Source organism: Paenarthrobacter histidinolovorans (genome assembly GCF_014647595.1).
Classification (GTDB): Bacteria; Actinomycetota; Actinomycetes; order Actinomycetales; family Micrococcaceae; genus Arthrobacter; species Arthrobacter histidinolovorans.
Genome location: NZ_BMPM01000004.1, coordinates 402,396 through 423,592, shown reverse-complemented (window position 1 = coordinate 423,592; position 21,197 = coordinate 402,396). Strand labels below are relative to the sequence as shown.

The 21,197-nt window shown below is 63.9% G+C and carries 17 protein-coding genes and 1 pseudogene; 7 read left to right on the top strand and 11 right to left on the bottom strand.

Annotation, left to right across the window (positions count from 1 at the left end):
- Positions 1-616 (bottom strand): annotated as a pseudogene (locus IEY62_RS12645) (HNH endonuclease signature motif containing protein); the annotation flags it as partial.
- A 431-nt stretch (positions 617-1,047) separates the two neighbouring features.
- Here IEY62_RS12645 and IEY62_RS12640 point away from each other — a divergent pair.
- Both IEY62_RS12640 and hrpB read left to right on the top strand, forming a co-directional pair.
- The gene (locus tag IEY62_RS12640) at positions 1,048-2,091 is read left to right on the top strand and encodes an NAD(P)-dependent alcohol dehydrogenase (RefSeq protein ID WP_189018279.1); all 1,044 of its coding nucleotides are present in this window, start codon (positions 1,048-1,050) and stop codon (positions 2,089-2,091) included.
- Between the two features lie 88 nt (positions 2,092-2,179).
- Positions 2,180-4,801 carry an ATP-dependent helicase HrpB gene (gene hrpB / locus IEY62_RS12635; protein WP_189018276.1) on the top strand — a complete coding sequence of 874 codons (2,622 nt, stop codon included), beginning with the start codon at positions 2,180-2,182 and terminating at the stop codon, positions 4,799-4,801.
- 9 nt (positions 4,802-4,810) lie between these two features.
- Here hrpB and IEY62_RS12630 read toward each other — a convergent pair whose 3' ends face one another.
- Both IEY62_RS12630 and IEY62_RS12625 read right to left on the bottom strand, forming a co-directional pair.
- On the bottom strand, positions 4,811-6,445 hold the full coding sequence (locus IEY62_RS12630) for an amidohydrolase (RefSeq protein ID WP_189018273.1): 1,635 nt from the start codon (positions 6,443-6,445) through the stop codon (positions 4,811-4,813).
- The gene (locus tag IEY62_RS12625; protein WP_189018270.1) at positions 6,435-7,892 is read right to left on the bottom strand and encodes an APC family permease; all 1,458 of its coding nucleotides are present in this window, start codon (positions 7,890-7,892) and stop codon (positions 6,435-6,437) included. Before IEY62_RS12625 ends, IEY62_RS12630 begins: the two co-directional genes overlap by 11 nt.
- 156 nt (positions 7,893-8,048) lie before the next feature.
- Here IEY62_RS12625 and IEY62_RS12620 point away from each other — a divergent pair, with 156 nt between their 5' ends.
- From IEY62_RS12620 to IEY62_RS12610, 3 genes are all read left to right on the top strand, one after another.
- Complete coding sequence (locus tag IEY62_RS12620; protein ID WP_189018267.1) at positions 8,049-8,666, top strand: TetR/AcrR family transcriptional regulator C-terminal domain-containing protein; 618 nt, start codon at positions 8,049-8,051, stop codon at positions 8,664-8,666.
- Positions 8,663-9,397 (top strand): M50 family metallopeptidase, encoded by a 735-nt coding sequence (locus tag IEY62_RS12615; protein WP_189018264.1) that lies wholly within the window; start codon positions 8,663-8,665, stop codon positions 9,395-9,397. Before IEY62_RS12620 ends, IEY62_RS12615 begins: the two co-directional genes overlap by 4 nt.
- Before the next feature lie 170 nt (positions 9,398-9,567).
- Positions 9,568-11,655 (top strand): elongation factor G-like protein EF-G2, encoded by a 2,088-nt coding sequence (locus IEY62_RS12610; protein WP_189018261.1) that lies wholly within the window; start codon positions 9,568-9,570, stop codon positions 11,653-11,655.
- Positions 11,656-11,671: 16 nt separating this feature from the next.
- Here the strand turns inward: IEY62_RS12610 and IEY62_RS12605 are convergent, their stop codons facing one another.
- Positions 11,672-12,337, bottom strand: coding sequence for an alpha/beta hydrolase family protein (locus tag IEY62_RS12605; protein WP_189018258.1), 666 nt, complete (start codon positions 12,335-12,337; stop codon positions 11,672-11,674).
- 114 nt (positions 12,338-12,451) lie between these two features.
- Here IEY62_RS12605 and ligD point away from each other — a divergent pair, with 114 nt between their 5' ends.
- A complete protein-coding gene (gene ligD / locus IEY62_RS12600) occupies positions 12,452-13,477 on the top strand; it encodes a non-homologous end-joining DNA ligase (RefSeq protein ID WP_189018255.1) in 1,026 nt (341 codons plus the stop codon).
- A 30-nt stretch (positions 13,478-13,507) separates the two neighbouring features.
- On the opposite strand, the gene IEY62_RS12595 is transcribed toward ligD, so the two are convergent.
- The 5 genes from IEY62_RS12595 to IEY62_RS12575 all read right to left on the bottom strand — a co-directional run bounded on the left by IEY62_RS12595 (position 13,508) and on the right by IEY62_RS12575 (position 18,163).
- Entirely contained in the window at positions 13,508-14,128 is a 621-nt protein-coding gene (locus tag IEY62_RS12595; protein ID WP_189018252.1) for an L-threonylcarbamoyladenylate synthase, read from the bottom strand.
- Positions 14,129-14,148: 20 nt separating this feature from the next.
- On the bottom strand, positions 14,149-15,015 hold the full coding sequence (locus tag IEY62_RS12590; RefSeq protein WP_189018249.1) for an ABC transporter permease: 867 nt from the start codon (positions 15,013-15,015) through the stop codon (positions 14,149-14,151).
- Positions 15,005-15,976, bottom strand: coding sequence for an ABC transporter ATP-binding protein (locus IEY62_RS12585; protein WP_189018341.1), 972 nt, complete (start codon positions 15,974-15,976; stop codon positions 15,005-15,007). Before IEY62_RS12585 ends, IEY62_RS12590 begins: the two co-directional genes overlap by 11 nt.
- Before the next feature lie 46 nt (positions 15,977-16,022).
- Positions 16,023-17,150, bottom strand: coding sequence for a LolA family protein (locus IEY62_RS12580; RefSeq protein ID WP_189018246.1), 1,128 nt, complete (start codon positions 17,148-17,150; stop codon positions 16,023-16,025).
- 74 nt (positions 17,151-17,224) lie between these two features.
- Complete coding sequence (locus IEY62_RS12575; protein ID WP_189018338.1) at positions 17,225-18,163, bottom strand: N-acetylglucosamine kinase; 939 nt, start codon at positions 18,161-18,163, stop codon at positions 17,225-17,227.
- 144 nt (positions 18,164-18,307) lie between these two features.
- On the opposite strand from IEY62_RS12575, the gene IEY62_RS12570 reads away from it, so the two are divergent.
- Complete coding sequence (locus IEY62_RS12570) at positions 18,308-19,030, top strand: GntR family transcriptional regulator (protein WP_189018243.1); 723 nt, start codon at positions 18,308-18,310, stop codon at positions 19,028-19,030.
- A 31-nt stretch (positions 19,031-19,061) separates the two neighbouring features.
- Here the strand turns inward: IEY62_RS12570 and IEY62_RS12565 are convergent, their stop codons facing one another.
- Positions 19,062-19,922: a PaaX family transcriptional regulator gene (locus tag IEY62_RS12565; protein WP_189018239.1), complete on the bottom strand. Its 861-nt coding sequence runs from the start codon at positions 19,920-19,922 to the stop codon at positions 19,062-19,064.
- A 7-nt stretch (positions 19,923-19,929) separates the two neighbouring features.
- Positions 19,930-21,183: a kynureninase gene (locus tag IEY62_RS12560; protein WP_189018236.1), complete on the bottom strand. Its 1,254-nt coding sequence runs from the start codon at positions 21,181-21,183 to the stop codon at positions 19,930-19,932.
- Positions 21,184-21,197: the final 14 nt, after the last annotated feature.

The window sequence follows — 21,197 nt, the reverse complement described above, 5'->3', positions numbered from 1 at the left end:
GGTGTTCGCGCCGGGCCGGGACGTGGTGGCCGGTTATTCCTGTCCCGGGCAGGACGTCGGTTGTGAGGGCGAGCCGTCGCCGGGCTTCACTGATGCCGATCCGCAGCCTGGCCCGCAGGAACTCGGCCGCGTTCCGGTACCCATCATCCAAAACACTGCCACCAGCACCAACCGCCACCGCCGAATCAGCACCCGCCACAGAACTACTCACAGAACCAGTCACAGCCCCAGCCGCAGCAGCGGCAGCACCTGTCACAGACGCACTGTCAACGGACCTGACCCCGGCCGTGCCCTCCACGCTGACTGCCCCGTCACCACCAGCACCACCACCTGCGCCACCGGCCGGTTCGGTCCACCACGTCCGCCATTCCTGCGCCCCGGACGCCCCGGACGCCCCGGAAGCCCCGGACTGCCGCGCCTGCGCCTCGCGCCGGGTCCGTTCCACGGCATGGGCCGCGACTACCTGCACATACTCCAACTGCCGCGAAATCTCCTCCACCCGCCCAGCAAATTCCGCAGCGTCCCCAAAGCCGAACAACTGAGCTTCCGAAGCGACCGAACTGCACAGCCCGACCAACGCCTCCGAAGCATCCTCAAGAAAAGAATCAAGAGACAATAACGGCCGCATACTTATCGCACTACCCACATCGTGCAACTTCGCCTGTTCCCACGTACTACTGTTGTGTTTCCCCGAGGGCCGTTCGCTGGAGCCTGATGGCCCGGATGATGAATTGCCCAAACGGGCGGACAGATCGGACGGATTGCCCCGCCGACTGAGAACCTGCCCGTTTGTTTCCATGCAAAAAGCCTGTCATTCCCCGGCAGCGTCAGTCAGACCCTCCATGGCCTATGTGGAAAAGTCCGCAGAAAAACCCGCTGAGGAGTCAGGAAGCCCGCATATCTTGAGCATGAATCCGAGACCTGACCGCAGCACGTTCAGCGAACACAGAGGGTCCCTGTCAGTACCTGTAACAGCAGTGACTGCTTACGTTCAGGCAAAGCGTGTTAGATGGAAGCATCCACTAAAGACAGACACGCAGGAGAAACATGCCTACCGCTTCCGCATTTGCTTCACCCTCGGCCACGGGCGACCTGACCCTGACCACCATTGAACGCCGCGAGGTTGGCCCGAACGACGTCCATATCGATATCAAGTTCGCGGGTATCTGCCATTCGGACATCCACACCGTTCGTGGTGACTGGGGTCCGCAGCAGTACCCTCTTGTACCGGGCCATGAAATTGCCGGCATCGTTACAGAGGTTGGCGCCGAGGTCACCAAGCACAAGGTGGGCGACCGTGTCGGCGTCGGTTGCATGGTCAACTCATGCAAGGAATGCAAGAACTGCCTTGCCGGGGAAGAGCAGTATTGCCTGAAGGGCAACGTGGGTACCTACGGCGCGGTGGACCGTGACGGCACCATCACCCAGGGCGGCTACTCCAGCAACGTTGTAGTGAACGAAGACTTCGTGGTGACCATTCCGGAGGGCTTGGACCTCGATGTTGCTGCTCCGCTGCTCTGCGCCGGCATCACTACCTTTTCGCCGCTGCATCACTGGGGTGCGGGCCCGGGCAAGAAGGTTGCCATTGTCGGCCTGGGCGGTCTGGGACACATGGGCGTCAAAATTGCCCACGCCATGGGTGCTGAGGTGACGGTTCTTTCGCAGTCCCTGAAGAAGATGGAAGACGGCCTCCAGTTGGGTGCGGACCACTACTATGCCACCAGCGATCCCGCTACTTTCGAACAGCTCGCCGGTACGTTCGACCTGATCATCAACACGGTCAGTGCCTCGATTGACATCAGCGCCTACCTTCAGTTGCTGGCGCTCGACGGAACGCTTGTGAATGTCGGCGCCCCCGCAGAACCGCTCCCGGTGAACGCTTTTGCCTTGATCGGTGGCCGGCGGCGTTTCGCCGGTTCTGCTATCGGTGGGATCCGCGAAACCCAGGAAATGTTGGACTTCTGCGCTGAGCATGGACTCGGTGCCGAGATCGAGCTCATTCCGGCCAGCAAGATCAATGACGCCTACGAACGCGTTCTCGCTTCAGACGTCCGCTACCGTTTCGTCATCGACGCCTCCACCATCGGCTAGGTTAAACCCTTGAAAAGGCCGTGCCCTCCAATGGGGGTGCGGCCTTTCCGCTGCCAGGAAGCTGACAGAAAACAGCGACAATGGTTGGGTGACTTTCAGACTGGACACCATTGGCAGGGGACTGGTCTTCGCCGATTCCATCGCAAATCTCGCCGAGGCCCTGTCTCACCAGGGCGACGGCGGCACGGCGGTTGTGCAGGCACCCCCAGGCACGGGAAAGACCACGTTGGTGCCACCGCTCCTGGCGAACCTCATTGGACAGCGGCAGTCCGCGCAGCCACGCGTCGTCGTGACCCAACCCCGGCGGGTGGCTGCACGTTCCGCCGCGCGGCGGCTCGCTTCCCTGGACGGAACCCGGCTTGGCAGCAAGGTGGGATACACCGTCCGGGGCGAGAGCAAGACGGGTCCGGACACGATGGTGGAGTTCGTTACTCCCGGCATACTCGTCCGGCGACTCCTGAACGACCCCGGCCTGGAGGGCGTCCACGCGGTGGTCCTGGACGAGGTCCACGAGCGTGGCCTCGAATCTGATCTTCTGGTAGGGATGCTCGCGGAGGTCCGTGAGCTCCGCGAGGATCTCTCGCTGGTAGCCATGTCGGCAACCCTCGATGCCCGGCGGTTCGCGGCCCTACTGGGTAATGCGGACGACTTGGGTAATGCGGACGACGGCGGCGGGCCGGCTCCCGTGGTCGACTGTCCTTCCGTGCTGCATCCTTTGAACGTTCAGTGGCGCCCGTCCCGGGAACACCGCTTGGATGATCGGGGAGTGGCCCGCACCTTCCTCGATCATGTTGCCCGCACCACGGCAGAGGCCCACGCAGCCGCCCTGGTCCACAACGCCGACGTGGATGCCTTGGTATTCCTTCCGGGCGTCCGTGAGGTGTCCGACGTCGCTTCCCGCCTGCGTTCGGCGGTGTCCGGGTACGTTGAGGTTCTTGAGTTGCACGGCCAGGTGGGACCTGAAGCCCAGGACCGCGCGGTCTCCGGGCGGGAGCCGGGAGGTGCACCACGAATTATCGTCTCGACGTCCCTGGCTGAGTCCTCACTCACCGTTCCGGGTGTCCGATTGGTTGTCGACTCCGGGCTGTCCCGCGAACCGCGCAGGGATGCGGGCCGCGGAATGTCCGGGCTGGTCACTGTTTCGTGTTCACGTGCCTCAGCGGACCAGCGTGCGGGCCGCGCGGCACGGCAGGGACCGGGCACCGTGATCCGCTGCTACGACCAACGGGATTTTGCTTCCGCTCCTGCCCACCAGACCCCGGAGATCCTGGCCGCGGACCTGACCGGAGCGGCATTGGTGCTCTGTTGCTGGGGTGCACCCCGCGGCCTCGGGCTGGCGCTGCCGGATGCCCCGCCTTCCGCCGCCATCGATGACGCCATGGAGGTGCTCAGGGAACTGGGCGCGGTGATGGAGGACGGAACAGCCACGCCCTTGGGCAAAACCCTCTCGCGCATTCCCGCGGATCCCCGCCTGGCCCGTGCGTTGCTGGACGGATCAGCAGTTGTTGGCCGACGCGTTGCGGCCGAGACAGTGGCGCTGGTGGCCGGCGAGCAACGTGCGCCGGGCGCGGACTTGACCAAGTTGCTGGGTTACCTGCGTTCCGGGTCAGATCCTGCTGCCCGGCGTTTCGCCGGGGAGGTGAAGCGGTTGGAGGTCATCGCGCGGCAGGAGGCGGCCGCCGTCGTACCTCTCGACGCCCGGCACATCACAGCGGGCGAGGCGCCTGGCTTCGTGGTGGCGCTGGCGTTCCCGGATCGTATGGCCAGACGGGTTCCGGGGGACGGTCCGGCGGGTTATTTGCTGACCTCGGGTACACGGGCAGGTCTGCCGGCCGGAAGCCCGTTGACAGGGCATGATTGGTTGGCGGTTGCTGAGGTCTCACGAGCACAGGGCCGCGACGCTGCGGGGACGGGTGCGGTTATTCGCTCCGCCGCGCCGCTTTCGGCGGAACTTGCCGAAGCCGCTGCTCCCCACCTCCTGACCGGGAAGGAGCACGCCAGCTTTGAGCAAGGTCGAGTGACCGCCCGTTTGGAACGCAGGCTTGGGGCGATCGTACTGTCTTCGACGCCGGTCCGCCCCAGTGTCGGGTCCGGACGACAAGCGGTAGCCGGGTCCCTGGGGAAAAACGGACTATCCATGCTGCACTGGTCGGGCACCGCTGATGCGTTGCGCCGGCGGTTGGCGCTGCTCCACCGGGAACTCGGCGATCCTTGGCCTGATGTCACCGAACCAGGCCTGCTGGCCAGGTTGGAAGAGTGGTTGGCACCTGAGTTGGAGGCCATGGCCACTGGCACAGCTGCCACCGCCATTAGTCTCACTGATCCGTTGCGCCGCCTCCTTCCGTGGCCGGAAGCCGGCCGTTTGGATGTTCTCGTTCCCGAACGCCTCGCGGTCCCCAGCGGTTCGCTGGTGCGCCTTGACTATCCGGACGTGGATGACGACGGCGGCCGCCCCGTCGTGGCGGTCAAATTGCAGGAGTGTTTCGGCTGGGACAGCACGCCCCGGCTGGTGGACGGCAGGGTGCCTGTGCTCTTTCACCTTTTGTCCCCGGCAGGGCGTCCCCTTGCCGTCACGGACGATCTCACGTCTTTTTGGTCGGGCCCCTACGCACAGGTCCGGGCAGAGATGCGGGGACGTTATCCCAAGCATCCCTGGCCCGAAGACCCGTGGACCGCGCTGGCTACCGCCAGGACCAAGAACCGGATGTAGAACGGCCAGCTAGGCCGTACGGTCCATCATGAACTGGATTTCCCCGTCCACGAACGTTCCCAGGACGCTGCTTGCGGCCAACTCGTCCGGCGCTGCAGTGAGTGGGTCCAGCTCAAAAGCAGTGAAGTCCGCCCGCTTTCCTGCGGAGATGGACCCCGACACATCCCATAGTCCTGCAGCTTTTGCCGCGTGGGAGGTGTAGCCCTCAAGCGCTTGAAGCGCCGTGAGCGCCTGGGCTGGAGCAATGGGATCCTGCTCCGGGTGGCCTGAGCGCCGACGCAGGCGCGCGTCCGCCATGATGGGCAACGGCTGGAATGGGGCGATAGGCCAATCCGAGCCGATTCCCAGGACAATACCGGCTTCGCGGAGGTCACGGCAGCGCCACGCCCGGTCGGCCCGTACGGGACCGAGCCTGGTGGACCAATTGTCGCTGTGGTCTGCCAGCGAGTAGTGCGTGCAATGGCTCGGTTGCATGCTCGCCACCACGCCGGCGTCTTTGAAGCGCGCTACAAGTTCGTCGGGCACGGTTTCGAGGTGCTCGATCCTGTGCACCGTCCGGCGCAGGACATCCGATGGAACAACACCGCGAAGCGATTCCAGCGCCTCCAGCACGTGGTGCACTCCGGCGTCACCGATCGCGTGGGTCGCCGTCGGGATTCCGCGGGTGGCGAAGTAGCGGACGGCGGCTGTGTATTCTTCGGGCCGCGGCCAAAAGGGCACCGTGGATTCGCCGTACAGGTCAGGTTCGTAGAGCCAGGCCGTTCCGTTGTCCACCGTTCCATCCACGAAGAGCTTGATGGCTTCAACGGACCAGCGGCGCCCGCCTTTACCCAGGGTGCGGGCGAGCTCCTTCCAGTCGTCTTCTCCGGTGCCGGGCATGCACCACGGTGCGGAGCGCAGCCGCAGCGGCAAGTCGCAGTCGGCCTCCAGCGCGTGGAAGAGAGCCGAGGATTCTTCACTGTGGTCCATGATGTGGCCGCCCGTGAGTCCTGATCTTGCGAAATCACGGAGCAGCCCGGCCAGCCTCGCCTTGCGCCTGGAGAAGGACTCCTGGGGAATATGCCGTTGCACGAGCTCCATGGCGGCGGCTTCAAGCAGGAGGCCGGTGGGGATCCCGTCCGGGTCGCAGACCACTTCCGAGGCCTGCTCGAACCCGTACCTGCCATGGACGCCTGCCACCTCCAGGGCGCGGCTGTTGGCTACAGCCGAGTGCCCGTCAAACAACCGGATCAGTGCTGGTTTGCCGCCGCTGACATCGTCCAGCATGTTGCGGTGCAAAGGTTCGGTGCCGAAAGCGTTCGGGTTCAGGCCCCAGCCGCGCAACCAGTCGTCGTCGTGTGCTGCCTGGGCGCGGAGGAGCGACCGGACTTCCTCCAGCGTCGACGCGCCGGAAAGGTCGACACCGACCGTGAGGTCCAGGCCAAATACCGGATGGATGTGGCAGTCGACCAGGCCAGGGGTAAGCGTCGCACTGCCGAGGTCCACCATGCGCGTGCCCGCCTGACGCCAAGCCTGGGCGTCAGCGCGGCTTCCGACGGCGGTCACCGTGCCGTGGCTGACGGCGACCGCTTGGACCGGCTCATGGTGGGGGTGCTCGTCGAGGGTGTGGATGGTGTCGGCGAGGACGATGAGGTCAGGAGTCATGGGTTTCAAAGCTTCCAATCCGGGCGAAGACGTTGGGGCGGGCAGTGCGCAGGCGGCGGGCGATCAGCAGGCCTGCGAGGAAAACGATGGGTGTAACAGACAGCAGGATGGCGTTGGTGGCGGCATCGGCAAAGGTCAGCAGTTCGATGTTGACGGCGATCAGTGCCACCACCCCGAAGAGCAGGACGGCGGAGGCAACGCTCACCGGGATGAGGAACCGGTTGGTTACCGCGGTGGGATTCCGGCGGAGGTACATGAACGCGGCCACCGACACGAGGCCTTGCAATGCCACAATCCCCACAATGCCTGGTGTGTTGACCCAGATGAGCAGGTGCTTGTACGGATCGGCATTGGCTATGGCACAGATCAGGATGACGACGGCGGCCAGCACCGTCTGGATCTGTCCTGCACGGTGCGGTGACTTGTATTTGGGGTGCGTCCTGCCGAGGAAGGCAGGGAGGATGCCGTCCTTGGCAAGCATGTAGACGTAGCGGTTGATGGCGTTGTGGAAGGCCAGCTGGGAGGCGTACACGCTGGTTACGATCAACACGTACATGACGGTCTCGGCCCAGGGTCCTACGTACTGGTTGATGGTGGCGAAGAACATCCCGTCGGCCAGTTCGCCGGCAGCGGTCACGACGTTTCCGTTGCCGTATGCCTGGATGACAGTCCACACAATGAAGGCGTAGAACACGGACATGAATCCTACGGCGATGTAGGTAGCCCGGGGGACCGACTTGTCCGGATCCCGGGCTTCGCGACGGTACAGGACCGTTGATTCAAAGCCCATGAACGCCGCGAAGCAGATGGCGAGAATGGCCAGGACGCCCGGGGTGAAGGCGTGTTCGGGGGAGAAGGAAGCGAAGCTGATACCTTCTGCACCACCGCGGGCCAGGATACCAACGCCCATGATGGCGAGGATTGCGGTCTCGGCGATGAGCATGACCCCCAGTACTTTGGCGCCAACGTCGATGCCGCGGTATCCGAGGAACCATACAGCTGCGATCGCGGCCAATGCCACCACAGGCCAGGGAACGTCCAGGCCGAAAAGTGTCCGAAGCATGGCCTGGGTTTGCACGGCGAACAGCCCGTAGACCCCGATTTGCAGGCAGTTGTAGGACACGATGGCGAGGATTGCCGAGGCAAGTCCCACTGTCTTGCCCATGGCCAGGGTGATGTAGGTGTAGAAGCCGCCGGCGGCCTTGACGTGTTTGGTCATCGCCATGAACGCGACGGCGAACACCAGCAGCACGGCGCCGGCAACGACGTAGCCCATGGGGGCGCCAATGCCCCCGATTCCAATGGCTACGGGGGCCACGCCGGCCATGACGGTGAGTGGGGCAGCGGCGGAGATCACCAGAAAGGCGATGCCGCCGGTGCCGATGGCGTTCCGTTTGAGCCCGTTTCCAGCATCGGCTGCCGGAGGTCGGGTTTCCAGATCAGACATGGGGATCCTATGGGGGGTGAGGGAGGATTTTCGGGGGAATCAAAGACTTAAGCGAAAGGCTTTCGTTTATCGTAAGGGCTTGTGATCCGCGGCACAATACCCATCGGCCAACTTCTGGCTAGAGTCGTAACATCAACCCTGAATGGAGTAACCCGTATGGCACGCCCGCTGGTCCCGCTGATATCCATCGACGCACTCGTCTCCGCCGCCCTGGAGTTGGTGGACGAGGCGGGGGACTTCAGTCTGCCCAAACTGGCCAAACGGATCGGCGTCAGCCAGTCCTCCATTTACAACCATGTCAGCGGCCGGGAAGAGATCCTTGAACTCATGCGCGGCCGCATCATCTCAGAGAGCACCTACGAACTGGACGTCCAGCAGGATTGGGAGGCCGCCCTTCGCGCCATTGTCCGCAGCTACCGGGACGCCTTTGCCCGGCATCCCAGGCTCGCGCCGCTGCTGGTACTGCAGACTGTCCAGGACCACCAGGTGCTCGGGCTCTACGAGGACCTGGCACTGGCCCTGGAAGCCGCCGGTTTCCACGGCCGGGATGTGCTGTCCGCGATTTCCACCATCGACAGCTTCGCGTTGGGCTTCGCCTTGGATCTGGCGGCCCCCGACGTCGTCTGGGCACCTCCACAGCAGGGATTCCCGACACTCAGCAGTGCGTTGGCCAACGCAGGACCTGCTGACGAACGCGGCGAGGCGGCGTTCGAATTTGGACTTGAAATCCTCATGGCGGGCCTGCATTCCCGGCTCCGGACCACGGTTCAGTGAACTTTCTGCAAACGTGGTGGGAAGCGGTGGTCCGCGGGTTCACCCAGGTCCACACGACTGCCGTACCCTTGCCTGTCCTGCTTGGCATCCTCGCCTGTGCTGTGGTCCTCAGCATTCCGCGCGCCACGTGGCGTTGGTTCGGCCTTTACGTCACCTTCGTCCATGAACTGGGCCACGCCTACGCGGCACTCATGACAGGAAGATTCGTCCACGGACTCCGGATCGGACTCGATCACTCCGGCCGTTTGGTCAGCAGTGGCCGGAGCGCCTTCGGTGCGGCGTGGTCCGGGTTCTGGGGTTATCCCGCACCGGCCGTCGTGGGACTGGGCCTGATCGCAGCGGTCAGCGCCGGGCGGTCGGGAGCCGCCATGTCGGTTGGGGCCTTGATCCTGCTGGTCTCCCTGATCTTCCTGCGGAACCTCACTGGGATATTCGTGGCCCTGGTGAGCGCCGTCATCGCCCAGGTCCTGCTCCTTTTCGCCACCCCAACCATCGTCAACTACGTGGTGTTGGCCCTGGGAGTAGCGCTGTCCGTAGGAGGGGTGCGCGACCTCTTCAAGCTCGCCGGCGTCCACGCAAGACGGCGTGAACGGCTGGCATCCTCAGACGCTTTCATCCTGGGCCGGACCACCGGAGTGCCTGCGTTTGTGTGGCTCTCCGGGTTCACGGTCGTCATTGCCGGCTGCGCGGCAACGTCAGCCTGGTTGCTGTGGGGGCTGCTCACCATTTAGCCGGCAAAGGTGGCGGTGGGGACGTACGACGCCGCAGGCTTTGGTTCAGGGGCTGCGGGCACTTGCCCTGTGGTCGCCTCAGGGTGTCCAATCCTCTTAAAGATTCGGAGCTCTGGATTCGAAACCACAAGCGTTCGGGCTCCGTGGCGGGAGAACATCCAGGAGATGCCATGTCTGCAAAGGGCGCGCGTGAAGCGGCAAAAGAGAGCCCCAGCGCGAATGAGGTCAGGCGCGGGGGGAACGGCGCGGTTTCTGGGCCGCGGAACCCCGCACAAATACGCAATGTGGCTTTGGTCGGGCATTCAGGTTCAGGTAAATCGATGCTGGTCGAAGCACTGCTCGCGGCCACCGGAGCGATCACCAGGATGGGCTCCATCAGCGAGGGCACCACAGTCAGCGATGCCGATCCGTCAGCCATCCACCAACAACGCTCGGTAACCCTGTCCGTCGCACCGATCCTCATTGGCGACATCAAGGTCAATCTGATCGACACACCCGGTTACACCGACTTCACCGGCGAATTGCGGGCTGGTTTGAGGGCCGCCGACGCAGCCCTTTTTGTTGTTTCCGCCGTGGAGGGAATCGATGGCGCCACCGTCGCACTGTGGGGCGAGTGCGAAAAGATCCGGTTGCCCCGTGCGGTAGTGATCAGCAAACTGGACCATCCCCGCGCAGACTTCAGTGCCGCCGTCGAGCGTAGCCGTGAGGCCTTCGGTGACGCCGTCCTCCCGCTGTATCTCCCGGTTGAAGGCAAGGGCAGCCTGACAGGGGTCCTGCACGGGTCCAGCGACCACCAGGCTGTCGAGGAAGCCAGGGGTCCTTTGATCGAGGGAATCATCGCCGAGAGTGAAGACGAAACCCTCATGGACAGGTACCTGGGTGGTGAAGAGCTGCCACTGACGGACCTGATCACCGACCTGGAAACCGCCGTGTCACATGGCAGCTTCTTTCCGGTCATGCCCACGTCGGCCGAAACGGGCCTTGGGTTGCCCGAACTGATGTCCTTGCTCACCGATGCCTTGCCGTCGCCCCTTGAACGGACGCCACCTGCAGCCATGACGCTCGATGGCTCGTCCTTGAAGACATTGCAGTGTGATCCCGCGGGCCGCCTCGCTGCCGAAGTCGTGCGGACCACTGTGGATCCTTTCCTGGGCAGGGTGTGCCTGGTCCGGGTCTTCTCGGGAACACTGCGCGAGGATTCCTCCATCCACATCGGCGGCAGGGGACTGGCAGACAGGGGCCATGAGGACCACGACGCGGACGAGCGCATCACGCACCTGTACTCCCCCGTGGGATCCGCCCTCAAAGCCGTGCCGGAGTGCATCGCCGGTGACATCTGTGCCATCAGCAAACTGGCAAGTGCCGAGACAGGCGATACCGTCTCGGACCGCGAAGCTCCGCTCCTGATCGAGACCTGGAACATGCCCGAACCCTTGATGCCGATTGCCGTGGAGGGAGCATCCCGAAGTGACGAGGATGCGTTGGCCAAGAGCATAGGCAAGGTGGCGGCCGCGGATCCGACACTGAGGCTTGAACGCAACCCGGACACCCATCAGCTCATCCTCTGGTGCATGGGAGAAGCACATGCCGAGGTGATCATGGACCGCTTGCGGAACCAGGGCGTGAAGCTGCAGACCGTGGACATCATTACGCCCCTGCGGGAGACGTTCGCCAGCAAGGCTGCCGGACATGGCCGCCATGTCAAGCAATCAGGTGGTCATGGCCAATTCGCCATCTGCGACATTGAGGTGGAGCCGCTGGCACGCGGGGAGGGCTTCGCGTTCACGGACAAGATCGTTGGCGGGGCGATTCCGGGTACGTTTGTCACATCCGTGGAAAAGGGTGTCCGGGCCCAGATGCTCAAGGGTGTGTCTGCAGGATTTCCGGTGGTGGACATCAAAGTAACGCTGGTGGGTGGAAAGACCCACAGCGTGGACTCCTCCGATGCCGCATTCCAGGCGGCAGGCGCCTTGGCGCTGCGAGAGGCTGCTGCCGCCGCGAAAATCCAACTCCTTGAACCCGTGTCATCCGTGGTCATCAGCGTTCCCGACGACTACGTCGGCGCTGTCATGAGCGATCTCTCCGGGCGGCGGGGGCGGGTGAACGGCACCAACGCCATCGAAGGGGAGGGGACGGAGATCCTCGCCGAGGTGCCGGACCAGGAGCTGCTCCGGTACGCCATCGAACTTCGTGCCCTCACAGCGGGCACAGGACATTTCCGGAGGTCGTACCTTCGCCACGAACCACTGCCCAAGTAGATTCAAGCACCTGGATTCAAGCACCAGCCGTCAAGAACGCAGCCACCTCAGGTGCCAGGGACGCCCCAGTTTCAGCCGCGGTCCGCTTCTTTCCCTTGACCGCGAACGAATGGTCACCGCCCTCGCACCACTGCAGCTTCGCCGTCGGGCCAATCCTGGACACCACGCCTTCCAGGATTTCCGGCGTGGCGAACGTATCCCGCGTGCCCTGCAGGAAAAGCATCGGGACGGTTATTCCGTAAAGGTGTTCATCGCGGAGCTTCTCCGGTTTTCCCGGGGCATGCAGCGGGTAGCCAAGGTAGATGAGTCCCTGTGCGGGCATGCCTTCCGCCACAGCCATGGAAGCCATCCGCCCACCGAACGATTTACCTGCAGCCCACACGGGTTTACCGTCCGACAGCTCCGCAGCTACCTCCATCACAGCCCGCCATGTGGCGATGGCAAGCGGCGGACGGTCCGGGAACCGACGCCCCGCTTCGCGGTAGGGAAAGTTGAAACGGAGTGTGGCCACACCTTCGTCCGCCATGGCTGAGGCGAAACCCTGCAGGAAGGGGTGTTCCATCCCCGCCCCTGCGCCATGGGCCACCACCAGAGTGGCAAAACTTTGTTCGGGCTGGAGATAAAGGGCGGAAACGTGGGTGTCAGCGACGGCGACGGTCATTGCTGTCTCGTTGGTGGGCATATGAACATCATTACCCAAAGGAACGGCAGGAGAAGAGCCCACCCATGAAACACACCCACGCAAATCCGGCGCCGGATGCTGACGCGGCACACCTTTACGGGGTAGCTTGTGCCCATGGCGAGTGAAGCAACCACGGTTACCGTGCCCGGTCCGAACGGCCCACGTGAAGTCAGGATTTCCAGCCCTGGCCGGGTCATGTGGCCGGATGCGGGGCTGACAAAACTCGATCTCGCCAATTACCTGATCGATGTTGGCGAACCATTTGTCGCAGCCAACGGCAACAGGCCTGTCAGCCTTCAACGATACTCAGGAAATATTGACGGAGAGATGTTCTTCTCCAAGAACCCGCCCAAGGGCGCCCCGGACTACGTTCGGGCCGTCACTGTGACCTACCCCAGCGCGCGGTCCCACCCCCAGTTGGTCATCGACGAACCTGCGGCAGCCGTGTGGGCGGCACAAATGAACACGGTGGTATTCCATCCCTGGGCGTCCCGGGCCAACGATCCCGACAACCCCGATCAACTAAGAATTGATCTCGATCCCCAGCCAGGGACAGATTTCGACGACGCCATTCCGGCTGCCATCGAGCTTCGCTCCGTCTTGGAGGAGGCCGGTTTGACGGCGTTCATCAAGACATCGGGTAACCGTGGTCTGCATGTTTACGCGCCCATCCATCCCAAGCACGAGTTCCTCGAGGTCCGCCACGCCGTGATCGCTGCCGGACGCGAACTGGAGCGCCGCATGCCGGACAAGGTCACCACGGCGTGGTGGAAGGAGGAGCGCGGAACGCGGATCTTCGTGGATTTCAACCAGGCCAACCGGGACCGGACCATCGCTGGCGCGTACAGCCCGCGGGCTGTACCGACAGCACAAGTATCCTGCCCTTTGACATGGGAGGAACTGGAGAACGCCGACCCGGGAAAGTACACCATCACCACCGTTCCCGACCGTTTGAAGAAGGTGGGCGATCCGTGGGCAGCCATGCACGATCATCCAGGTGACATTGATGTGCTGCTCACATGGTGGGAACGTGATGTCCGGAATGGCCAAGGCGAGATGCCGTTCCCGCCCGAGTTCCCCAAAATGCCCGGCGAACCCATGCGTGTGCAGCCGAGCCGGGCGCGGAAGCCTGGCGAGTAGGCCGCAGACAGAACGCCCCTGCTCGTGTTCCTATTCGAAGCGTGAAGGATCGCCAGTGCCGCGCCGTACCACCTCGGCCACCCCGCTCGAGAAATCGATCACGGTGGTTGGTTCCGAACCGGTGTCCCCGGCATCGATCACGCCGTCCACCTGGTTGTCCAGGCGCTCCTTGATCTCCCATCCTTGCGTCAGCGGTTCTTCCTCGTCAGGCAGCAGGAGCGTGCTGGACAGCAAGGGCTCTCCCAGCTCGGCGAGAAGCGCCTGCACCACTTTGTGATCCGGGATGCGGACGCCGACTGTTTTCTTCTTGGGGTGCAGCAGCCGCTTGGGAACCTCCCTGGTGGCCGGCAGGATGAAGGTGTAGCTGCCGGGTGTGACGGCTTTGATGCTCCTGAAGATGTCATTGTCCAGCATGACGAACTGGCCCATCTGGGCGAAGTCCTTGCAGACAAGAGTGAAATGGTGCTTGCCGTCGAGCTGCCGGATGGTGCGTATCCGATCCAGCGCTTCCCTGTTTCCGATCTGGGCGCCCAAGGCGTAGCAGGAGTCGGTAGGGTAAGCGATCAGACCGCCGTCCCGCAGCATATTGACCACTTGGCCGATGGCGCGTGGTTGAGGGTCTTCCGGGTGCACATCAAAGAATCTGGCCATGGAAAGAGCCTACGACAAAGCTACGACAACACGTCCTTGTTCAAGAATTTCGCATAGGCGGCGGCACCGCACACCGCAATATACGCGGACTGCAGCAACGCATTCTCCCCGAACGACGTCCAGGCGATCGGTTGCCTGAGCAGATCAGCAAATCCCAGCCAGTGGTGGCTGAACAGCCACGGATGCAGCCAGTCCAACTGTGGCAGGTTGTCCAGCACCTGGGAGGTGACGGACAGGACGATCGTGGCCGCCATGGCGCCGACCGGCGCGTCAGTGAAGGTCGAGATCAGAAGTCCAATCGCCCCCAACCCCATCAGGGACACAGTGATGTAGGCAGCGATCAGCATGGTCCGGAGGGCGGATTCACCCACGCTCACAGTGTCGCCGGACAGCAGGGTCACCGGACCCACAGGGAAAAGGACGACGCCGGCCAAGGCGCCTGACGCTGCCACCGTTGCCGTGGCAGCACAACAGAAGGCGATCGTACCGGCATATTTGACCAGCAGCAGGCGAATGCGTCCGGCCGGCGCCAACAGCAGGTACCTCAAGGTGCCCAGGTTCGCTTCGCCTGCGATTGTGTCTCCTGCCACCACACCTATGGTGAGTGGGAGGAACAAAGGCACGCACACCACCAGCGCCGTGACGGCCACGAAGAGCCCGTTCTGGGTAATCCTGTCCAGGAACAGCGGACCCCGGCCGGGGGTTGCTGGCCGCGACGACAACTTCACCGCTACAGCGATCAGGATGGGCACGGCGGCCAAGGCAATCAGCATGGCCCATGTACGGAGCCTGCGGAAAAGTACTGACAGTTCAGAGGCAAGGAGTGCCCACCCTGCTCGGGGACGGGCGGTGGCAATTGGAGTACCAGCAGCGGTTTCAGCCGGCAACGTCGAACCCCTCTCCGGTCAGGGACACGAAGCGTTCTTCCAGGCTGGCGTTCTCCACGGTGAATCCGCGGACACGCACGCCTCCTGTGACCAGGGCGGCCACTATTGCCTCCGGTGCCATGCCGTTGAGTCCGGTGCCCGTGAGCGTACCGTCGCGCCCGGATGCCTCGTTCCCTGGGATGCCTGTACCGGTCGCATCACCCGGGACCAATCCCAGGCGCGACAGGACCCCTGCTGCCTTGCCGACGTCGGGCGTGTGGATGAGGACGTGCGACTCCCCGGAGGAACGCAGCTCGTCCAGTGGTCCTTGCGCCACCAGACGGCCGGCGCTCATGATGCCTGCGTGCGTGCACATCTGCCCGACTTCGGCCAGCAGGTGGCTCGAGACAAAAACTGTTGTACCGCCTGCGGCGAGTGAACGAACCAAGGCGCGGACTTCACGTGTGCCTTGTGGATCGAGTCCGTTGGTCGGTTCGTCCAGGACAAGCAGTTCACGCGGCCGCAGCATCGCGTTGGCCAGGCCGAGCCGCTGTTTCATGCCCAAGGAGTAGGCGCGGACCTTCTTTCCGGATGCGTGGCCAAGTCCCACACGTTCCAAGGCGTCATGGACACGTTGCCGCCGGGTTGATGACGGCGCATGGCGGTCGGCCGAGTCCAGGCGCATCAGGTTTCCCGCACCCGTGAGGAACGGATAAAAGCCGGGGCCCTCTACCATAGTACCTACGTCCGGCAACACAGAGGCCAAGGACCGTGGCATCTCCTTACCCAGGACGCTGATGTCCCCGCTGTTCGCCGTGGCCAGGCCAAGCAACAACCGGATGGTGGTGGTCTTTCCTGAGCCGTTGGGTCCGAGGAAGCCAAAAACCGACCCACGCGGAACGGCCAAATCGATTCCGTCGACGGCCGGGCGGTGGCCAAAACGCTTCACCAGTCCATGTGTTTCGATGGCAAGGCTGTACATGCCGCCCGTGTGGCTTTCCCGGGCGCCAAGGTCGGTCACGGGGCGGTCACTCGGCCGGGACGTTTGACTGAAGCGCAGCCGACTCAAGCCGTTCCACCGGCACCAAACCCGCATAGATGCGGCCGTCGTCGAGAAGCAGCACGCTGATCAGCGATGTCGTCAGGGCGTGGCCGCCTGATACAGGCTGAAGCGCTTGCGCGAGTTGCGGGCTGGTCAAGAGTCCGGCCGGCGCAGTTCCGGCCGGGAGGGAGATCACAGCGTCCCAGCCAGAGCCTATGACCGTTGCACCATCATGCGGCTGGCCCGGGTGTGGCTGGTCGGCCGGGCCGGATGGTGCGGGCAGCGGCCGGGATGGGACCGGGGATGCGGGAACCACCTTTTCGTTGACAGTGGCGCCCTGGGGCGGCACGAAATCAAACAGTGAGGCGTCCGGTGCGGCCAGATCCAACCGCGTATAGGCCAGTGCGTAAGCAGGCTCGGACTGGCCGTTGGCCCTCACTTCGACGCCCAGGGGGAGGCCGGTTTGGGAATCAACATCAATGGCCACGGAGTCCACCAAGGTAGCGGCAGACCGGGGGTTCAGGAGGAGGCGATAGGCGCTGCGACCGGCTACCGAAGATGAGCCACCCACACTCACTTCGGTGCTGGCGTCAATGGCAGCCAGGAAGCGGGACGCCAAGGCTTCGGGGGTCGGGAGGCCGGGGCGGGGCGGGGCAGCTTCGCGTGACTCGGTGGGAGCTGTCATCAATGACGGCGGGATGCTCCAGTGCGTAGCGCTGTTGTCCGAGGAGTTATAGAACCACGCGTCCCCTCCGTTCAGCACGAGGTCACGCTCAGCCATCCGGTCCAGGATCTGCAGCCGCGCTTTCGAGGGGCCATCGACGTAAACCCGTGCGGTGTGCGAGCCTGTCAGGAACTCCACGGCGGACACAGCTCCCGGAGCAACCCCAGGGCCGGCTGCAGTAATCCCGGGAAGTCCCAGCTCCGCGGTTTGTTCCAACGTCCCGGAGAGCTCGCGAACCTGCGTATGCGCGATCATTGCCAGGACCTCGTCCGCCGTCTTGGGCGGCAGGGAGCCGGTTGCGCCCGCTTGCACGGCACCGAACAGCACCGCCATGCCGAAGACAAGGCTTATCAAGAGCGCCGGCAGCCACCGCTGCCTGGCCCGGGTCATTGTTACCGGCCGCCGCACATCAAAGGCATGAGTCCAGACTACTCCCGTTGGCTGTGGGCATCACCCACGGTTAATCACTGCTGGATCAGTTGACGCGCAAGCTTGACCGCCCCGAAAACAGGCGCCTGGGGGAGTATCCGGACCAACGACGGATCTTCCATGGACACTTTCCGCGCTACAGCCGCGGCAAGCTGGTCCTGGTTGACCAGTAACGCCCCAGCCATCACCAGGGGGAGGTCCAAGCCGAGTTCGCCCAGCACCTGCCTGGCCAGGGACGCCAGGGAGTGGGCTGCCTCCGCCTGGATCCGCAAGGCTGCAGGGTCCCCGTCACGTGCCAATTCAAGGACGAGCGGGGCAAGCCCCGCCCAATGGTCGGGCTCCGGCTTGGCATAGAAAAAGTCCATGAGCTGCAGGGCGTCCACGCTTGCCGTGGCGGCCATCAACGACTGGACCAGCGGGCCCGGTTCAAGTCCGGCGTAGTATTCCCGCAAGGCCTCGCGGACGGCGTCGCGGACCACTGAGTATCCGCCACCCTCGTCGCCGAGCAGGTAGCCGTATCCTCCACTGCGGGCTTCCCGACCCTCACGGTTCCTGCCCCAGGCAACCGAGCCGGTTCCGGCCACCAGAACCACGCCTGCTTCGAGGCCGGCCGCAGCGAGGATGATGCGTGTGTCATGGACCACCTCGATTTTGGCTCCCGGAAAATGTTCCGAGAGGAGAGCCGACAGGACAGCCCGGCTCGCGGGGGTATCAGCTCCAGCCGCTCCCGCGCAGACTGCTGCAACACCACCGCCCACACGGGCAGCAATCCGCCGCAGTACTGCGTCCGCGCCCTGGTGCCCTACGGAAGAAAGGTTTGCGCGTGCTTCGGTGATCTCCAGCCGGGCATCATTGCCCACCCCGGGAAGGCGGGCGTCGTCGGAGAGGACCGCATGGGTTTTTGAACCACCGATGTGGAGCCCGAGGACCAACGGCGCGGGGTTTGTGCCGCCGCTGCCCGCGGACTGCTGCATTTCCTCCAAGTGACGTCCCTTCGTCTCCGACCAACATGCCCAGCCAGGGCCAGGCTGCTTTGGATTGGCCTTTGCTCCACCCAAGATTGGCCCCCTCAAGATTGGCATAGACCAATCCCCTTGTCTACAGGTAGTTTGTCCCGTATGTCCGCTGACACTACGCCTGCAACGCCTAAGTACTACATGGTCAAGACTGAAATTCTTGCCTTCATCACCGGGCTGCGGCCCGGTACGCTCATCCCCACCGAGCGGGCGCTCGCGCAGACCTACGCGACGTCCCGCACCACCGTCCGGCTGGCCATCAGCGAGCTTGTCGCGGAGGGAAAGCTGGGCAGGATCCAAGGGCATGGCACCTTCGTCGCACCACCTAAGGTGACACATGTGAGGCAGTTGACCTCGTTTTCCGACGACGCCCGGATGCAGGGACTCACCCCTGGTTCCACGCTGGTGGCACTGGAGGTCACCAAGGCAAGCCCTGAGGTTGCTGCACATCTGGGCCTGGCCGAGGGAGACCAAGTCACCAGGTTGGAACGCATCAGGCTGATCGAGGGGGCCCCGCTGGCCCACGAGATTGCCTGGCTTCCAGGAAAGCTTCCGCGGTTCAAAGCCAGCCTGGCCAAGACGGGTTCGCTGTACGCGGCTCTCCGGGACGTTTATGGGATCAGCATTGCCGAGGTCGAGGATACGGTCGAAACAGCCTTGGCCGGCCCGGGTGATGTCAGGATATTGGGGATCGAAATGGGTGCGCCCCTCCTGGTGGTCAACCGGCTGGCGCGCGACAGGCAAGGAACACCCGTTGAGTGGACACACAGTACCTTCCGCGGAGACAGGTTCCGTTTCGTGTCCAGGGTAAAAGCTGAAAGCTGACCGAGGCAGTCCCCACACTGCGTGGGCGTCTTCACGAAGAGGCGGAGACGCCCACGCGATGGAGGGTCCTGTGCACGAAATCGGCGCTTGGCTGTCCATAGGCCGCAACTATCCTGGTGAACAATTCGGCACCCTGCATTCCGGGCCAGTCCTCGGGAAGGAATGACGGCGGGAGCCCTGGGTCCAGATAGGGAATGATCCGCCACCGGTCGATGCACCGGACGTAGGCAGCAAATGCGGTGGCGCCGGGCTCCACCTCCGGTTCGACGCCAATGACTGCAGCTGCGTGCTCGCGGATGAAATCCCGGTGGAGTTCGGCCACCGCTTCCAGGTCCCACCATTTGGATGCCGCTTCCCGGAGGCTGCCACCCACCAGGGGTGTCCCGGCCACGAAGATCGTGGTCGAGTCGCGCAGCTCCAGGTCCGCCAATATTTCCTCCACCTCCACACGGAGGGAGTCCGGGCAGATCCACAGACCGGCCGCTACCGTCCCGCAGCCAATCCAATGCAGCCTGCGCCGCAGTTGATGCCGCTTCTCACGCTCGGTCTCGGGGATGGAGAACGAGATCAAGCACCACGGGTCCGTGGGCGACATGGTCCGGGGGTTATAGATCCGACGGTCGCCGCGGGCCAGCATGGTCGCTGCGCCTTCCGTCAAGGTGAATCCTGGAACTCCGTCCCGGGTTTCCTGCAGCAGGACGTCCTTCTTCCGCAAGCGGCCCAGTGCCGTCCGCGTGACAGTTGCCGATGTCCCCAGGGCGTCCATGAGCACCACAATGTCCTTGGTGGACATCCATCCACCGGCGTCGCGCAAGTACAGGCCGATGACAGTGCGCAGCAATGATGTGGTGCTCCCGGGCCGGGAGTCCATGTCATCGAGGACGGCGCTCATTTCGGGCTCACAGCAGTTCAGTGAGGGCGTCGCGGATGGCTGCCACTCCCAGCTCGACCTCGGCGTAGCTGGTGCTGAGTGGGGAGAGGCCGATGCGCAGGCCATGCGGGGGCCGGAAGTCGGGGATGACTCCCTTTTCCCAGAGCCTGGCCGTGACCTCGGCGAAGAGGGGGTGGTCCACGGTGATGTGTGAGCCGCGCTCAGCCGGATCCCGCGGGCTGACGATCTCTGCACCGAGGGGCACAAGGAGTTCTTCGGACAGCGCGATGGCGTATTCAGTGAGCTTGATGGACTTTTCCCGGACGGCGTCCATGCCCACGGACGCGATGAGTTCCACCATGTCCTTGAGCGGTTGCATGGCCAGGACCGGGGGTGTGCCCGTGATGAAGCGGCGGATGCCTTGTGCCGGACGGTAGGCCTCGGTCATCCCGAAGGGATTGTCGGCACCCATCCAGCCCCAGATGGGTTGCTGCAAACGGTCCTGCTGTGAGGCGTTGACGTAGGCAAAAGCCGGTGAGCCCGGCCCGCCGTTGAGGTACTTGTAGGTACAGCCGACGGCGAGGTCGACGCCCCAGGCGTCCAGCTCCAGTGGGACGGATCCGACGGAATGGCAGAGGTCCCACAGCATGAGCGCACCGGCTTGGTGGACTTTGGCGGTGATGCCCTTGGCGTCGGCGAGGTATCCGGAGCGGTAGGCGACGTGGCTGAGGACCACGACGGCGGTTCGCTCACCCAGGAGCCCGTCGAGGTCGGCGGCGCGGACACCGCTGGCGGGATTGGCGGCGATCCACTTGATCGTAGCCCCGCGTTCCTTGGCGATTCCCTCAATGATGAACCGGTCGGTGGGGAAGTTGTCCCGGTCGATGATGATCTCGTCCCTGCCGGGCTGGGCGTCCACGGCCGCGCGGATCATCTTGTAAAGCATCACAGAGGTGGAATCACCCACTGTGGTCTGGCCGGGTGCGGCTCCCAGAGTCACTTCACCGATGCGGTCGCCTACCAGGGTGGGCTCGTCCATCCACTGTTCGTCCCAGCCGCGGATGAGCCGGCTGCCCCAGGCGTCGTGCACAAAGGAGGCAAGGTTCGCTGCCGTTGCCTTCAGTGGGCGTCCGAGTGAGTTGCCGTCCAGATAAGAGGTGAGTTGCCCGGCGTCGGGAGTGTAGAAGGCGTCCCGCTGGGCGGCGAGGGGATCGGCGGCGTCCAGTTCTGCCGACGTCGGCAGTTGGGTTTGGTGTTGGGGCTGCTGTTGCGTGCTGGTCATGGCTTCTCCTGCGG

Excerpts from the sequence above, each read along its gene's own strand:
- IEY62_RS12640 (WP_189018279.1), top strand. The coding sequence starts at position 1,048 with ATGCCTACCGCTTCCGCATTTGCTTCACCCTCGGCCACGGGCGACCTG.
- IEY62_RS12630 (WP_189018273.1), bottom strand. The coding sequence starts at position 6,445 with ATGACTCCTGACCTCATCGTCCTCGCCGACACCATCCACACCCTCGAC.
- IEY62_RS12625 (WP_189018270.1), bottom strand. The coding sequence starts at position 7,892 with ATGTCTGATCTGGAAACCCGACCTCCGGCAGCCGATGCTGGAAACGGG.
- IEY62_RS12620 (WP_189018267.1), top strand. The coding sequence starts at position 8,049 with ATGGCACGCCCGCTGGTCCCGCTGATATCCATCGACGCACTCGTCTCC.
- IEY62_RS12610 (WP_189018261.1), top strand. The coding sequence starts at position 9,568 with ATGTCTGCAAAGGGCGCGCGTGAAGCGGCAAAAGAGAGCCCCAGCGCG.
- IEY62_RS12605 (WP_189018258.1), bottom strand. The coding sequence starts at position 12,337 with ATGCCCACCAACGAGACAGCAATGACCGTCGCCGTCGCTGACACCCAC.
- ligD (WP_189018255.1), top strand. The coding sequence starts at position 12,452 with ATGGCGAGTGAAGCAACCACGGTTACCGTGCCCGGTCCGAACGGCCCA.
- IEY62_RS12595 (WP_189018252.1), bottom strand. The coding sequence starts at position 14,128 with ATGGCCAGATTCTTTGATGTGCACCCGGAAGACCCTCAACCACGCGCC.
- IEY62_RS12585 (WP_189018341.1), bottom strand. The coding sequence starts at position 15,976 with ATGTACAGCCTTGCCATCGAAACACATGGACTGGTGAAGCGTTTTGGC.
- IEY62_RS12580 (WP_189018246.1), bottom strand. The coding sequence starts at position 17,150 with ATGACCCGGGCCAGGCAGCGGTGGCTGCCGGCGCTCTTGATAAGCCTT.
- IEY62_RS12575 (WP_189018338.1), bottom strand. The coding sequence starts at position 18,163 with ATGCAGCAGTCCGCGGGCAGCGGCGGCACAAACCCCGCGCCGTTGGTC.
- IEY62_RS12570 (WP_189018243.1), top strand. The coding sequence starts at position 18,308 with ATGTCCGCTGACACTACGCCTGCAACGCCTAAGTACTACATGGTCAAG.
- IEY62_RS12565 (WP_189018239.1), bottom strand. The coding sequence starts at position 19,922 with ATGAGCGCCGTCCTCGATGACATGGACTCCCGGCCCGGGAGCACCACA.
- IEY62_RS12560 (WP_189018236.1), bottom strand. The coding sequence starts at position 21,183 with ATGACCAGCACGCAACAGCAGCCCCAACACCAAACCCAACTGCCGACG.